This window comes from Halorubrum alkaliphilum (assembly GCF_017873815.1).
In the GTDB taxonomy this organism is placed as follows: domain Archaea; phylum Halobacteriota; class Halobacteria; order Halobacteriales; family Haloferacaceae; genus Halorubrum; species Halorubrum alkaliphilum.
Genome location: NZ_JAGGKQ010000030.1, coordinates 1 through 13,421, shown reverse-complemented (window position 1 = coordinate 13,421; position 13,421 = coordinate 1). Strand labels below are relative to the sequence as shown.

Annotated in this window: 16 protein-coding genes and 1 pseudogene; 14 read left to right on the top strand and 3 right to left on the bottom strand. The window is 59.3% G+C overall.

Annotated elements, in window-relative coordinates; translation table 11 throughout:
• Window positions 1-105: 105 nt before the first annotated feature.
• The 11 genes and pseudogenes from J2751_RS13805 to J2751_RS15825 form a co-directional block, all read left to right on the top strand.
• Window positions 106-642, top strand: a complete 537-nt coding sequence (locus J2751_RS13805; RefSeq protein WP_209486860.1) for a DUF7437 domain-containing protein — start codon at window positions 106-108, stop codon at window positions 640-642.
• Window positions 639-1,166: a hypothetical protein gene (locus J2751_RS13800; protein ID WP_209486858.1), complete on the top strand. Its 528-nt coding sequence runs from the start codon at window positions 639-641 to the stop codon at window positions 1,164-1,166. The genes J2751_RS13805 and J2751_RS13800 overlap by 4 nt, the downstream gene beginning before the upstream one ends.
• Window positions 1,167-1,236: 70 nt before the next feature.
• The gene (locus tag J2751_RS13795; protein WP_209486856.1) at window positions 1,237-1,776 is read left to right on the top strand and encodes a DUF7342 family protein; all 540 of its coding nucleotides are present in this window, start codon (window positions 1,237-1,239) and stop codon (window positions 1,774-1,776) included.
• A 3-nt stretch (window positions 1,777-1,779) separates the two neighbouring features.
• Entirely contained in the window at window positions 1,780-2,238 is a 459-nt protein-coding gene (locus J2751_RS13790) for a hypothetical protein (RefSeq protein ID WP_209486854.1), read from the top strand.
• Window positions 2,235-3,464 carry a phage integrase SAM-like domain-containing protein gene (locus J2751_RS13785; protein WP_209486852.1) on the top strand — a complete coding sequence of 410 codons (1,230 nt, stop codon included), beginning with the start codon at window positions 2,235-2,237 and terminating at the stop codon, window positions 3,462-3,464. The genes J2751_RS13790 and J2751_RS13785 overlap by 4 nt, the downstream gene beginning before the upstream one ends.
• A gap of 264 nt (window positions 3,465-3,728) precedes the next feature.
• On the top strand, window positions 3,729-4,727 hold the full coding sequence (locus tag J2751_RS13780; protein WP_209486850.1) for an IS110 family RNA-guided transposase: 999 nt from the start codon (window positions 3,729-3,731) through the stop codon (window positions 4,725-4,727).
• A 493-nt stretch (window positions 4,728-5,220) separates the two neighbouring features.
• A complete protein-coding gene (locus tag J2751_RS13775) occupies window positions 5,221-5,751 on the top strand; it encodes a Rieske 2Fe-2S domain-containing protein (protein WP_209486848.1) in 531 nt (176 codons plus the stop codon).
• 178 nt (window positions 5,752-5,929) lie between these two features.
• Window positions 5,930-7,243 (top strand): divalent metal cation transporter, encoded by a 1,314-nt coding sequence (locus J2751_RS13770; RefSeq protein WP_209486846.1) that lies wholly within the window; start codon window positions 5,930-5,932, stop codon window positions 7,241-7,243.
• Window positions 7,240-7,791 (top strand): hypothetical protein, encoded by a 552-nt coding sequence (locus tag J2751_RS13765; protein WP_209486845.1) that lies wholly within the window; start codon window positions 7,240-7,242, stop codon window positions 7,789-7,791. The genes J2751_RS13770 and J2751_RS13765 overlap by 4 nt, the downstream gene beginning before the upstream one ends.
• A gap of 144 nt (window positions 7,792-7,935) precedes the next feature.
• Window positions 7,936-8,595: a thiaminase II gene (tenA, locus tag J2751_RS13760; RefSeq protein ID WP_209486844.1), complete on the top strand. Its 660-nt coding sequence runs from the start codon at window positions 7,936-7,938 to the stop codon at window positions 8,593-8,595.
• Window positions 8,596-8,620: 25 nt separating this feature from the next.
• A pseudogene (locus tag J2751_RS15825) lies at window positions 8,621-9,221 on the top strand (TenA family protein); the annotation flags it as partial.
• Between the two features lie 290 nt (window positions 9,222-9,511).
• On the opposite strand, the gene J2751_RS13745 reads toward J2751_RS15825, so the two are convergent.
• The gene (locus J2751_RS13745; protein ID WP_209486843.1) at window positions 9,512-10,348 is read right to left on the bottom strand and encodes an alpha/beta fold hydrolase; all 837 of its coding nucleotides are present in this window, start codon (window positions 10,346-10,348) and stop codon (window positions 9,512-9,514) included.
• A 262-nt stretch (window positions 10,349-10,610) separates the two neighbouring features.
• Window positions 10,611-11,159, bottom strand: a complete 549-nt coding sequence (locus J2751_RS13740) for a hypothetical protein (protein WP_209486842.1) — start codon at window positions 11,157-11,159, stop codon at window positions 10,611-10,613.
• A gap of 128 nt (window positions 11,160-11,287) precedes the next feature.
• Here J2751_RS13740 and J2751_RS13735 point away from each other — a divergent pair, with 128 nt between their 5' ends.
• Together J2751_RS13735 and J2751_RS13730 are read left to right on the top strand one after the other, a co-directional pair.
• Window positions 11,288-11,701, top strand: a complete 414-nt coding sequence (locus tag J2751_RS13735; protein WP_209486841.1) for a MarR family transcriptional regulator — start codon at window positions 11,288-11,290, stop codon at window positions 11,699-11,701.
• A gap of 121 nt (window positions 11,702-11,822) precedes the next feature.
• Complete coding sequence (locus J2751_RS13730) at window positions 11,823-12,146, top strand: hypothetical protein (protein ID WP_209486839.1); 324 nt, start codon at window positions 11,823-11,825, stop codon at window positions 12,144-12,146.
• Between the two features lie 73 nt (window positions 12,147-12,219).
• Here J2751_RS13730 and J2751_RS13725 read toward each other — a convergent pair whose 3' ends face one another.
• Window positions 12,220-12,630 carry a winged helix-turn-helix domain-containing protein gene (locus J2751_RS13725; RefSeq protein WP_209486838.1) on the bottom strand — a complete coding sequence of 137 codons (411 nt, stop codon included), beginning with the start codon at window positions 12,628-12,630 and terminating at the stop codon, window positions 12,220-12,222.
• Window positions 12,631-12,751: 121 nt separating this feature from the next.
• On the opposite strand from J2751_RS13725, the gene J2751_RS13720 reads away from it, so the two are divergent.
• Window positions 12,752-13,330 carry a hypothetical protein gene (locus tag J2751_RS13720; RefSeq protein WP_209486837.1) on the top strand — a complete coding sequence of 193 codons (579 nt, stop codon included), beginning with the start codon at window positions 12,752-12,754 and terminating at the stop codon, window positions 13,328-13,330.
• The last annotated feature ends 91 nt before the right edge of the window (window positions 13,331-13,421 follow it).

Below are 13,421 nucleotides of genomic sequence, written 5' to 3'. Positions count from 1 at the left end.
TAGAGACGCTACTAGCGGCTGTTCCCCAGCCTGTCTCGGATCTGTTGCGAACTCCAATCTGTCGCCGGAAGCCTTATTATGAATTATCCATAACTCATAATTGAGATGGCGCAATCACCACCCCAATCGGGCCAGCCACCAATTCAGCAGCTCCAGACGGTGGCCAATCTTCTCGAAAATCCCGGACTCGCCCGAATATACGCCTACATCTTGCAGCAGGGCCCCACCACAGTTTCCGAGATTGTCGACGAGCTCGATATCCCGCAGGGAACGACCTACGACTACGTCCAGAACCTCGAAACAGCGGGATTAGTACAGAAAACTCGCGAGCAGCGCCCGTACGAATACGATGCTGAGTCAATCGCTCTCATGCTTTCGGCCGACGGCGAGACCCAAACGATCACGCCAGCACTTATCGCCGCTGTTGCCCGCCGCGAGAAGGACACAGACATCGACGTCTACATTGAGCGCCATGGCCTCGACGGCCTTGCTGTCGCACTCGAATATGCCTACGAGTACGTCGACGGGACGGTCAACCATCGAATTACAGCCCGAGAACTTGACCTCTCTCCGCTTGAAGCCGAGATTATCCTCCAAGCGCTAGAGCCAGTTGCCACCGAGTACGCCGACGCGGCTGCATGACAACGGTCTATATCGCCGATACTGGTGTCTTCGTTCGGTGTGGTGAACCGGACAACAACAAATTTCAACGGCTTCGTCGAGCTCTCCGACAGGCCGATGTCTCGCTGCGGATCCCACAGCGCGTTTACGAGGAGCTTGGGGGCGATCCTGTTGCGGACGAATATCCCTCCGGAAACATACCCTATCCCGATGGATTCGAAGAAGGTTGGATCGTTGTTGCCGACGAGCTCAACTACGCCAATCCACTCGTCTCGACGGTAATGGACAAAACGCGTCGGTTCATCGCCAGCGAGACCGACCGCGACGAGGACAGCATCGAGAAAGCGGATACGGCACTCGTCGGGCTTGCTGCCCAACTACTCGACACTGGACGGGCCGATCACGTTGTGCTCTTAACGACCGACAAACCCGCAGGAGGAGCCGCCGAGACGCTTCTTCCGCAACATGGCTTCAGCGACCGTATCGAGTTTCGCTACGTCAGCGTCGAATATCTCGAAACGATCACAGCCGGCGAATTTCAGTGAACTATTCTCTATGTTCGATATGGGATTACCTACCTCAACCTATATTAAGACAAAGCGTGAACGGTGTTGTATGTCCGAAGACGAATCGAACTCCGAGAGCCTGATGGAACGCCAGACCACGGGTGAAGACCGCGTACGGATGGTTGCTCGACAGCTGTCGGAGCCACAGACGGCCAACTGGATCGCTTCTGAAGCGGGCTGGTCACACAAACCTACTAAGCGCGTCCTCGATCGACTCGTCGATGACGGCATCCTCCACCGTGACGAAAGCGGTACTCACACGACGTATTACCCTGATTACCGCCGCCAAGCGATGCAGGAGGCGATGCGGCTTCGAGACAGCGGGCATACTGTCGAGGAGCTCACGGACCGTCTCGCCGATATGAAGACGCAGATTCGCGACTGGGAGAATGAATTCGAGGTCGAGTCACCGAACCAGCTTCGCGGGACGCTCGCTGACGAGTCTCTTGACGCTGAGGAGGAAGACCATCGCCGTAAGATTGCCGGCGAGTGGGAGCACCTTCAGCGGCGTATCCAGATCGTTGGCTTCGCCATCCGCGAATGGGACTTCCTCGCTCCGACGACAGAGCCCGCTGAGGCCAGTAGCTAACGAATGTCGGTCCCGCATCCAGGTGGTGATCCGAACGCGAACCTCTACGCCCAGCTGAAGCGAGACGTCCTCGACCGTGTTCCCCAGATCACGGCCGTCGAGTACGTTCCTGACGATATCGAGGCCAAGCAGCTGCGGGCGATTTTCGATCCGGCCCGTCTGGATCCCCCGACAGGCCCTGATTCGCCGGAATTGACCGTCAAGTGGTATCGGCAGGACCCTCGCGATTGGTTCCGTATCAACTACACCGACCCGAACACGGGCTTTCACGCCGGTTGGCACCAGGATGAGGACCATCCCGATCTCGGACGGGCGCATTTCCAGTACTCAGTCGCCGATACGGAGGACCGCTGGGGGATTACATTCGAACACGAGACCCCTTCCCTGGTTCTCTGGGAAATCGTCGAAGAGCTCCTCGAGGACGTCCGTCCGACCTACCAGTACGCGAACGAGGAACCATGACACCCCGAGAACGCGCCGATCAGTCACTCACGAATTCCTTCGAGCGCTACCTCCAGGATAAGGGGAAAGGCCGCGGTGGCGATGGTGGGAACTACCGACGCAACGCTGCCCGCGAGCTCGAGCGGTTCGCCGAATGGGTTGCCGGCGACCGCGGCGACGACGACTGGACCGGGATCGTCCCCGACGACGTCGACCGCGAGCCGACCTTCGACGATCTCGATGAACGCGTGTTTCGGGAGTACGCCCGACATCTCGGTGGGGATCGAGGACTCAAGCAGAACACGGTACAAACCTATTACCGCTATATCTCTGCGTGGTGTGGCTGGTGCGTCAACGAGGGCTATCTCGAAGCGCATTACGCGCAACGGGCGAGTGCGATGGCGCCGCTGCCGGAGGACGACGGCCGCAAGCCCGGTGATCAGCAGGCCTGGACATCCGAACAGCGCCACACCCTTACCCAGTACGTCGACGAACGGGTTCGTGATGCCGTCGAAGCGTACACGACACTCCCGGAAGATACTGATCCCCTCGACAAGCAGCGAGCGCGCTACGCAGCGCTGAAGGCGGCTCGTGACCGAGCCCTGGTGTTCGTCCTCGCGTACACGGCCGTTCGTGTCGGGGAACTGCTCCGGGATCCGAACGACCCGCGACGGCGTGGCGTCCGCTGGGAGGACATCTCGCTTGAGGACGGGAGTATGGATGTCTACCGGAAGAAACAGCAGTGGGACGCCGCCAGTCTTCCCGATCCGGTGATCTCACCGCTGCGAAGCTACCGCAAGCTGATGGATCCACCGACGGAGCGGTGGCCCGTCTTTCCGACGTTCGACCAACGGACGCTCGCGACACTCGTACAAGAGGAGCTAGCCGACCGAGGGGAACATCCGGATGCGATCGAGGAGCAACGTGGCAAGTACGTTCGCGACTTTTTACTGGCGCTCAATGAAGATATCCGACCGCCATCGATCACGACAGACGGCGCACGGTCGATTCTGCAGCGACTCTCGGAGGCCGCGGAGATCGATATTGACCATCCGAAACACGACTATCTCGCTCCGCACGGTGGCCGTCGTGGGATGGGCGAGGTGCTAGTCCGCGCGTTCGGGTATACGGTCGCGGCTCGCTATCTCGACAACTCCGAAGAAATGGTCCGAGAGCGCTACTCACATATCGAGGCCGGGGAATTGGGCGATGTCGCTACGGAAGCTCTGGAAGAAATTGACCGATGAGGGGATTACTCCGGGACGAATTGTCCTTGTTGGCTCTGTTGACTCGATGGAAACGCTGCTACTCCATGAGAACGTGAAACAAGATATGGGGCGCAAGAGACCGACGGATTTCACGTGCCACAGAGCACGTTCTGTTGACTGGTCCGTGTGCGAAAGAAGTCGAGTCATGGGCGTTACAGCCCGGATGCCGCGCCCCGCGGCATCCGGGAAAGCCCGAATAGGTGAATCTCTGCTTCACGCACTGGCGTCCCGGGTGAACAAACCATGTACCTCGGAATCGACGTCCACAAACGGTACGCACAGGTAGCAGTGATGGATGAGGCTGGGAAGATCGTCGAAGAGGTTCGCGTCGAGAACGCGAACCTCGACGACCTCGCCCAGCGATACGCCGGCGCACAAGCCGTGCTTGAGGCGACCTCCAACTACTACCACATCCACGATACGCTGTCGGAACACTTGGATGTAACCGTCGCTCATCCCAAAAAGATCAACCAGATCGCAGACACCGACAAGAAAACCGACCGCGTTGACGCCAAAGAACTCGCGCGGATGCTCCGGTTAAATTCGGTGCCTGAAAGCTACGTTCCGACCGAGGAGGTCAGGGAAGCCCGCGCACTCGTGCGCGGGCGACAGACGTTGGTCGAAAACCGTACCAAGTACGCCAACAAGATTCATGGGCTCCTCTCCGATCACGGCATCACTGAGGACGTGAAACCGCTAACCGTAGAGGGACGAGAGTCCCTGCGGGGACTCTCGATCCCGACGCCGTTCGATACGTTGCTTGAGTCGTACCTCGACCTGATCGAGTCGCTCACCGAAGAGATTCAGAAGCTCGATGAGACGATCGAAGAGCGCGCTGGGTCTCTGAAGGAGACCCAGCTGCTAATGACGATTCCCGGTGTGAGTTACTACACTGCGCTGACGATCTACGCGGAGTTAGGTGGGATCGATCGGTTTGACGGTGACAAGGAGGTCGTCAGTTACGTGGGATTGAACCCGGTGATCCGCGAGTCAGGTGACTCGCGGATCGAAGGGAGCATCTCAAAACGTGGATCAGGGCGTGTGCGATGGTTACTCGTTCAAGCAGCAAACACCGCAGTTCATACCAGTAATGATGAGTATCTGAGTCGGTTCTACGACCGGTTAGCAAGCCGAAAGAACTCACAGAAAGCGATTGTGGCAGCAGCTCGGAAGATGCTGGTATCGATCTACCACATGCTTGATCGGGGAGAAGCGTACGATCCACCCGGTGTGACCGCATAGACGAAGGACCTGAGGGCCGCCGAACGGGCGGCCCTCAGTGGCCAGCCGAGGCCCTCCATGAGCGTCAGCTATCGCCAGACAGCGACCGCACCGCAGACACGTTCTGGCCGCCTACCGGCTGTGAAAACAGCAGATCCCTAGACGGCGTAATCATTTTGTCGCTAGGCGTGGTTTGCCCGGGTAGCAGCGTTTCCATAGGTGAAATCATCTTCTTCAGACATATTATCGTTTAAAATAGCCGGTCGCTGAAGAGTACTAACTGAACAGACACTGGGTAGTAGATGCTATACGCATATCTCGAATGATTCTCGAAAGGTATGATGCCGATATTAGCTTTCCCGTCTATTTTCCCATTCTAGTTGTAACGCCGAAGCAATGAAACGATGTACCGTCACAACAACGGGAGTGTTGAGGTCCACTACATCAACGTCGGTCAATCGGTTAGTACGCTCATTACGAGTCCTATCGATGGTCCGCACAGGACTACATGACGATGGATCAGGTGCCCTACATCGGGCCCATCTCGCCGTTCTCCGACAACGTCTACGTCGCAGCCGGCTTCAACGGATGGGGAATGACGCACGGAACGGTAGCTGGACTGCTGCTGAGCGACCTGATCGCCGGGCGGGACAACGAGTGGGCGGAGCTGTACGATCCCAACCGGATCCCGCCGTTGAAATCCCTGAAACGGTTGCCCAAGGCGGGTGGCAAAATGATGAAGCAGTTCATCAACGGTCGCCGCAATCCTCGTAAGGCGGAAGATCTGCCGGCTCTCGACCGTGGCGAGGGGACGGTCATGGCCGGAGACGACGAGCCGCTTGGCGTCTACCGAGACAACAACGATGAGTGGCACGCCGTTTCCGGAACCTGTACGTACAGCGGCTGCGTGCTCCGGTGGAACGGCGCCGGGGAAAGCTGGGACTGTCCTTGTGACGGATCCCGGTACACCCCGGAAGGAACGGTCATCGATGGTCCTGCCCAGAAAGACCTCTCCAAGAGGACCGTACCGACACTGGAGAACTGAATGAAATCCATCTGCTAAAGCGGTGGGGCCACTGGTGCACAGAGTCCGTATCTCATTGACGAAGTCCGTATCTCATCGGATCTGTACGCATAGCGTGCACAGGACTCACCGGGGCAGGTCGACTCCACGGTGGCTACATACGGATACTTTTTTATTAGACATAGTATTCTCGGGTTGTATGACTATAGAATATTCGCGCGCCGCCGGGACAGTCCGCAAGTACCTCGGCGCCATGGGGCCTTCCTGGATCGCGGGGGCGATCGCCGCCGGTCCGGCGACGATGGCGAGTCTGATCACTGCGGGGGCGATCTTCGACTATCAACTCCTCTGGGTTGTCGTGCTTTCCGCGTTCGCCGGTGCCCTGGCACAGTACCTCGCGATGCGGCTGGGTCTGCTCACCGAGCGGGGGATTGTCGGCGTCGTCGAGGAACACCTCGGGGAGACCTGGGCGTGGATCCTGGTCGCGGACGTCGTCATCGCGGCCGGTGTCGCCCAGCTCGTCATCATGAACACCGTCACTTCCGTTTCGGCGACGATCACGGGGATCGACGCACGCCTCTGGGGCGTCGCCTGGGGCGCCATCCTCGTTTTGGGACTGGCCGGTCGGGGGTACCGATTCGTCGAACTCTTCGCGAAGCTGCTGGTGACCGCGGTCGTCTTGGCCTTCGTCGCCTCGCTGTTCGTCGTCTCGATCGACCTTGGCCAGGCCGGCCAGGGGCTGACGCCGACGCTGCCCGGCGGTGGCGCACTGGTCGCTGCGGGCATCCTGGGGGGCGCCGTCCACATCACACTGATCACGATGCACTCCTACACGATGCGAGCCCGGGGCTGGACGGAACGTGACTACGACCTCGCGACGGCGGACGTTCTGGCGTCAATGCTGATCGCGTTCGGCATTTACAGCGTCGCCATCTTCCTCGTCTCAGCGAGTACTCTGACCGATCCGGATCTGACGACCGTCGGTGCGGCCCAGGCCCTCGGGCCCCTAGTCGGTCCGGCCGCCAAGTGGCTGTTCCTGCTCGGCCTTGGCGGTGCAGCCGTCTCGACGCTCGGCGGCAACACCATCGTCCCGCCGTTCCTCGTTGCCGACAAACTCGGCTGGGGCACGACCGTCGAGGATACGCGGTATCGCATGCTCCTCGCAGCCTTTGCCGTACTGTCGGTGCCCGGTGCGTTCATCGGCGGCGAGGTCATCGGACAGCTCGTCCTCGTTCTCGCGCTTGGTACGGTCGGAACGCCCTTCGCCATCGCCATCGTCCTCTACCTATTGAACGCCGAGAGCGTCGGAGCCTCGAACTCGACGCTCGCGAACTTGGGCGGGCTCGCCTTGCTCGCCGTTTCGGGCGGTCTCGCGGCCAACTTCGTCAGGGAGCAGATCGCGACCGGCTTCGATCTGCTTTCCGGACTCGTGTTTGCATTCGCGCTCGTCCTCGCCGCCGCGACGCTCGTCCTCCTCGGACAGTACGTTCGCGAGGAGGTGACTCTGGCGTGACTGGGTTTCCGTTCCCGCTGACCGGCTCGACGCTGATCGTCGGGCCGTCCCAGGCCGGAAAAACCCGTCTCACGGCCCGCGCCCTCGAGGCGTGGGTCGACCGGCACGGCACTGATGATCTCGTGGTTCTGGAGTTCGCGCCCGAACTAGAACGCGACGGCCGGATCCTGGGCGGTCGATTGGACCGTTTCACTACCATTCCCGACGGTGTCTGGCACGGCGTCCTCGACGCGCATGCCCCCCGGGCGGAAGGGGCCGACGAGTCGGAGGCGATTGCGCTTGCGAAGGACAACGCCGAACGCGGTATAGAGATTCTGGACGCCGCCCCGGATCCAAACGCTGTCTTCGTCAACGATGCGACCATCCCGCTCCAGCACGCCGCCGTCGAGGCGGACAAGCTCACAGGATACTGCGACCGTGCGACACGCGCTGTTCTCAACGCGTTCGATTCCGATGAGCTCGGAACGGACGACCCGGTGTCACGTCGGGAACGGGCAGCACTGACGGAACTCCGTTCCTGGGCGGATCGGACGGTCGAACTGGACTGACTGTCGGGAGAGAACGAGGAATTGTCGCATCGATCCGACAGTGAAAACGCAGTCAGCCACAGGTTCGAAGACGTCGACGACGCCCAAAATATAATCCAATGATATAAGTAAGTTATATTTTCACTCGGACGGTACGGCTCGGTAGTGCCATTCAGCGATACCCTCCTTGAGGCGGGACAGGATGTATGGGCGGCCCAGAAGGATCACCCCTTCGTCCGCGAACTCGCGAGCGGGACTCTCGACGAGACGGCGTTTGAGTACTGGGTGAAACAGGACTACCGGTACCTCTTGGACTACGCTCGGCTGTTCGCACTCGCGGGTGCCAAGGCCACTGACGAGGAGACGATGACGCACTTACTCGGCGTGGCCCACCAGGTGCTCGACCACGAAATGGGTCTCCACCGCGACTTTGCGGCCGGCTACGGGATTTCCGACGCCGAGCTCGAAGCAGTCGAGAAGGCGCCCACATGCGTGGCCTACACGAATTTTCTGATCCGGACGGCTTACGAGGGGTCGATCGCGGAGATCGCGGCCGCGATGTACCCGTGCATGCAGGGCTACCTCGACGTCGGAGAGCACATGGCGTCGCTTGCCACCGACGAACACCGGTACACGCCCTTCATCGAGATGTACACCAGCGACGAGTTCCGTGAGGCGACGGACTGGTGTCGCGACTTCGTCGACCGGTGTGGCGAACGGTTCCCCGGCGAACACGACGCGATGAGAGCGGCGTTCCTAACCAGCGCGAAGCTCGAGTATCGGTTCTGGGAGATGGCCTACACGCAGGAAGGGTGGGACCTGTGACGGGTGTCCCCGATAAGTAGACGACTACCGGGCCACCGTCAGCGACCCTCGTTTCACCGACTGGCTGCGGGAGCGTGCCGAACCCAACTGGACGAACGCCGTCGATCATCGGTTCACCCGCGAGCTCGGTAGTGGCGCGCTATCCGAGGCGGTCTTCGCCGAATACCTCGCCCAGGACTACGCGTTCGTGGACGATCTCGTGAGCACGTTCGGCTTCGCAGTGGCCCAAGGCACCCGACGTATCAACGAAGCGCGCGCACGTCGAATTTCTCGGCACCCTGACTGACGAGGAAAACGACTACTTCGAGCGTTCCTTCAGCGCGCTTGGCGTCGACGACGCTCGTTGGAAGGAGCCAGAACTGTCCACGACCACGGCCGCCTTCGCCGACTTTCTCGGTCGCACTGCCCGCGAGGGTGGCTACGCCAAAACACTCGCAGCCATCGTTCCAGCGGAGTGGATCTACGCCGAGTGGGCGACGCGCGAAGCTTCAGCGCACGACTCGACTGCCGGGCTTCCGTTCTACTTCACCGACTGGGTAGCGTTGCACGCGAACCCCTCTTTCAAGGAATTCGTGACGTGGCTCCGTGGTCAGTTGGACGCCCACGGCCCGACGGTCGGGAGGCGCTCAAGGCGGCACTGACCAACTTCGGCTTCATCGCGCACGAAACCGCCGAAACCGACGACGTTGTCTCACGGTTAGAGAACAGCACAGAAGTAGCAAGCAACGCCGACTAACACCCTCTCATCCATCCCGATTCGTCTCACTGCATCCAAACACGCCCGCCGGGCAGTCATCAGGCCGTCGGTGACCCACGACCGAAGTCGTGGAACTCCGCCTTGCTTACCTGTGAAACGCCGAGAAGTCCAACGTCATTACAAGACTTCCCTTCTCCGTCGACTCCCGGAACCGGTCCTCTACGACAGGAATTCGGTCAGGTATTCGGTGAACTCGGCCGTCCGGTCTTCCGGAACCCAGTGGTTGGCTTCGAGGCCGACGAGCTCACACGAGTCGATGTCGGATTCGAGCCGTTCGGCCCACTCGATCGGCTGGAACTCGTCTTCGGTTCCCCATAGAAGGAGCGTGTCAGCCGTCACGGTAGCCGGGTCGACTTCCGTCGTGTGGCACGTGTTCGTCGCGCTCGCGTTGCGGACGACGGAGGTAACCCCCTCCTCGCTGCCCCACGGCGCTTTCATTCCCTCGAGGAACGCCTCGTCGTGGTCGTCGCCGTAGAGCGTGTCGCGGAACAGCCCGTCGAGCATCTCCTGAAGCTCCTCGACACTCGTCTCGCGCGCCGTCTCGGGGAGTCCGAGGTTGGTGATCGTCTGGATCGGCCACGAGTCGTAGGCGACGGAGTTCGACAGCACCAGCCGGTCGACCGCATCGGGCGTCCGGGCCGCGTAGCGCAGCCCGACACCGCCACCCAAGTCGTGCCCGACGAAATCGATTGTGTCGAACCCGAACTCGTCGACGAGCTCTCGGACAGCGAGCTCCTGGGCGCGGATCGACCGATCGAACCCGTCGTACATCGACGAGTTGCCGTAACCGATCATGTCCGCCGCGATCGCGCGCCGGTTCTTCGCGACGGCCTCGAACTGCTCACGGAAGAGATACGAGTTCGTCGGGATTCCGTGGAGGAAGACGACCGGGTCGCCGTCACCCTCGTCCCGGTACGCCATCTCGACGTCGTGGCCGTCGACGGTGACTGTTACGCTGTCCTGCTCCGATTTCCATTCGTCGTACGTCGTTGTCATCGTTTCTCTAAACCCTACTGGATCCTCGACGGGAACTCGCAAAGCTGTGATGCCTATGGTGATAGATCCACACCGGATCAGTCGAGTCCGTCGGGCTACGAACGGCAACAGTTTCGCGAGCAGCGACGCGAGACGAGTACCCGTTTCCGGACGTTCTTCCCGGATAACCACCAGACGGTTCCAGGGGCGATCGTCGACGTAACGGCCGCGCTCGACGCCTGGCGGGTTTGAACTGGCAGTGCTGCCGCGTGCGGGATCTGCCTCACGGCAGCTCGCCAGTCACGTCGACGAGATCCTCCTCGGTTCGCCAGCGATACAGCCGGCCTTCCTGCTCGAACAGTTCGAAGACGCCGTCTTGCATCCAGCCAAACGGATGATCCTCATCCGCATACTTCCGCTTGAGGACGTGGCTTTTCGCGAAGTAATCCGTCGTACCAACGAGCAGCCCTTGTTCAACGAGGAAGTCACTTGGCTCTTTCTCGGCGACGCCGACGAGGTACGTCACGATATCGGCGATCAGACAGAATTTCTGGATGCTGTTATCCCACTCGCCGCGGATGTCGACCATCCGAAACGCGTACGCGTCGGTGCGACGGTTAAGCTGGTCAACTACCAAATTCAGCCGTCGGATCGGCTCACGATCGTAGTTTCCGAGCACGAAGTACGACCGGTCGTGCTCGTAGACCGGCGTCAACTCGCTTAAGGCGTGAAGGATTTCCTCATTGTCGGCCAGCGTTATCTCCTCCTCGTCAAGTTGGTCTTTGGCACTCTTAAGAACGTCAGCAGGCACAGGCGACTTCTCGTCTATCATTATGCAAGCCTCTCATGGTGGAGAGATATGATTTATGGAGTAAGTTACTCGGTCAAGTAAAGAATGTTTACCAGAGAGTGATTTACTCAAGGGTAAATTACTTGTCGCCACACCCCGTACCGTACGGTATGAGCACCGAACTAGGGACCGCTGGAGAGATGGAACCTCGCGAGGTCGTCCACTTCGCCACCCAGCAGACGCGATTCGCCCTTATCAACAACATCCTCCAGCATCCCGACCAGCTTCCGTCGATGCACGAACTCGAGGAACTCAACCCCAGCGTGAGCGAAGCCACCGTCTACAAACACATTCAGAAGCTGATCGACACTGGGATTGTCAAAGAGGTCGCTCTCGATGACGACGAACGCCGCCAGGGGTACCCGTGGAAGTTCTATGGCCTCACCGATGAGGGTCGTGAATTCCTCGACGATCACAACCTCCTCGCAGCCGAAGAGACGCTGCAAGAGATCTACAAGACGATCTCCAACAAGTCCGAGAAGATGGTCAAGTACGAGAACGCACCTCGACCCGATAACGCATAAATACCCACTCTATTTGTGAATAGTTTGCTATTCGCGCTCTTTAGAAGCTGACAGATCCGAACCTGATTAACCAACAAAACTATAGATAGGCGGTTTATGTTGGTTAATACGAAAGCAGCCGATGTCCTACGAACCTCCGACCCCACCGGCAGACCTCGCAACGGAGGTCGTCAACGCGCTTAATGAGTCGACTCCAGACCATCTTCGAGAGGTGGCCACGTACGCTGAAGTGCTAGCCGAGCACAAGGAACGAGAGGCTTGTCTCGAGGAGTCGGCAGATCAAGAAGAAGTCGAAGAGCGACCAGACGATCTCCCAGACGACGTCCCTGCCAAAGCGACGATCACGATCAAGGATATCAACGGCAATCGCTACTACTACTGGCAGTGGCGGGATGGGGAGAAGGTAAAGTCAAAATATAAAGGACCCGTCAATTCGGACGGATAGACGAAACTACGTCTCAATCGGGTGGTCAAACATTCGGAGAGAGACCCCGCTTGCGATGTGAACGCCAGCGCTGTCAGTACTCGGGCCGCGGGGCAGTCTCGTACCGTTTGATGTCCTTGGTTTTCTCCACGCGGCCGTAGATCTCTTGAAGTGTGTCTTGTGCCCGGTAGAGCTTGTGCTCTTCAAGGAACTGCCGACCACTCTCACTGATCCCATAGAACTTGTACGGCAAATCGTTCTGCCGGCGGTCATCCGGCAGGAGCACTTCCTTGACGATACCGGCGTCGACAAGTTGTTGGAGGTGCTGGCGAATCGTCGTCTGGCTCTTGCTCGGGTTGACGTAGTCGAGTTCCTTCAGCGTCGGTAGTTCCGACGGATGTCCGAGGATGTCCTGGAGGAGCGCGAAGCGCGTCTCTTGGGTGACGACGTTAAGCCGCTTCCGGACAGACTCTAGCTCGCTTGGCGGGTGATCGGACGTGCTCATTACTTCGCTGTTCGGGTGGTACGCGCAAAAGCGTTTCGTTGATATGCGAATTGGTTATAGGCGAATCGGTCAATGATGAGGTCGCCACATTAAAGCACGCGATCCGAGAAACCTCGGTTAGATGAGTGAGGATCCGGTTACTGTCGACGAACTCGCGGAGAAAGCCGACGAATATCTCCATGAAACCTCACTCACCCCTGAGGAGTACGAAGCGCTCAAACAGAGCGTCGCAGAGCTCACCCCGATTTTCTTGGCTAAGAAAGCGTACTTCGTCCTCGGCAGCTATGGCCAACCCGAGATTCGCCGTCTCCAGTTAGTGAAAGATCGCCTCAATCGAGACCCTGGCGCGTATGCATTTTTGATGGTCGATATCCGAAGCGAGTGGACGAATACCTATCTCAAGTTTCGACTGCTCGCCGATTATACGGATGCGATCGTCGGTGTCGCCGAACACTCCCAAGGAGGGTTTCTGGTCGAACAGGGCTATTTCACGGCTCTCGAGGAGTACTTCGCGAAAACTCACGTGTTCAAACGTGAGTATGACTCGTTGAATACAGACACGATCGACACGAACGTCGACGTCGATAATCCCTACAGTGGAATGCAGACGGCAATCTTCGAGATGCTCGATGATGCTGGGCGTCTCTGCCGGTGGACGACTGAGGGTGATCTCGTCGAGTGTGCCGAATCCCTCCCGTGAACTACCCCACCCTACTCAGCCGCTGGTGCGGCTTCCTTGAGGGTGGGGCTTCCTGCTTCTATGACGCGCTTTGCAGACACCGAATGGGTGT

What these genes read in the sequence shown, in the direction of transcription:
- J2751_RS13745 (WP_209486843.1), bottom strand. Translation starts at nt 10,348, where the DNA reads ATGACAACGACGTACGACGAATGGAAATCGGAGCAGGACAGCGTAACA.
- J2751_RS13785 (WP_209486852.1), top strand. Translation starts at nt 2,235, where the DNA reads ATGACACCCCGAGAACGCGCCGATCAGTCACTCACGAATTCCTTCGAG.
- J2751_RS13780 (WP_209486850.1), top strand. Translation starts at nt 3,729, where the DNA reads ATGTACCTCGGAATCGACGTCCACAAACGGTACGCACAGGTAGCAGTG.
- J2751_RS13790 (WP_209486854.1), top strand. Translation starts at nt 1,780, where the DNA reads ATGTCGGTCCCGCATCCAGGTGGTGATCCGAACGCGAACCTCTACGCC.
- J2751_RS13770 (WP_209486846.1), top strand. Translation starts at nt 5,930, where the DNA reads ATGACTATAGAATATTCGCGCGCCGCCGGGACAGTCCGCAAGTACCTC.
- J2751_RS13775 (WP_209486848.1), top strand. Translation starts at nt 5,221, where the DNA reads ATGGATCAGGTGCCCTACATCGGGCCCATCTCGCCGTTCTCCGACAAC.
- J2751_RS13740 (WP_209486842.1), bottom strand. Translation starts at nt 11,159, where the DNA reads ATGATAGACGAGAAGTCGCCTGTGCCTGCTGACGTTCTTAAGAGTGCC.
- J2751_RS13805 (WP_209486860.1), top strand. Translation starts at nt 106, where the DNA reads ATGGCGCAATCACCACCCCAATCGGGCCAGCCACCAATTCAGCAGCTC.
- J2751_RS13795 (WP_209486856.1), top strand. Translation starts at nt 1,237, where the DNA reads ATGTCCGAAGACGAATCGAACTCCGAGAGCCTGATGGAACGCCAGACC.
- J2751_RS13730 (WP_209486839.1), top strand. Translation starts at nt 11,823, where the DNA reads ATGTCCTACGAACCTCCGACCCCACCGGCAGACCTCGCAACGGAGGTC.
- J2751_RS13800 (WP_209486858.1), top strand. Translation starts at nt 639, where the DNA reads ATGACAACGGTCTATATCGCCGATACTGGTGTCTTCGTTCGGTGTGGT.
- J2751_RS13720 (WP_209486837.1), top strand. Translation starts at nt 12,752, where the DNA reads ATGAGTGAGGATCCGGTTACTGTCGACGAACTCGCGGAGAAAGCCGAC.
- J2751_RS13735 (WP_209486841.1), top strand. Translation starts at nt 11,288, where the DNA reads ATGAGCACCGAACTAGGGACCGCTGGAGAGATGGAACCTCGCGAGGTC.
- J2751_RS13725 (WP_209486838.1), bottom strand. Translation starts at nt 12,630, where the DNA reads ATGAGCACGTCCGATCACCCGCCAAGCGAGCTAGAGTCTGTCCGGAAG.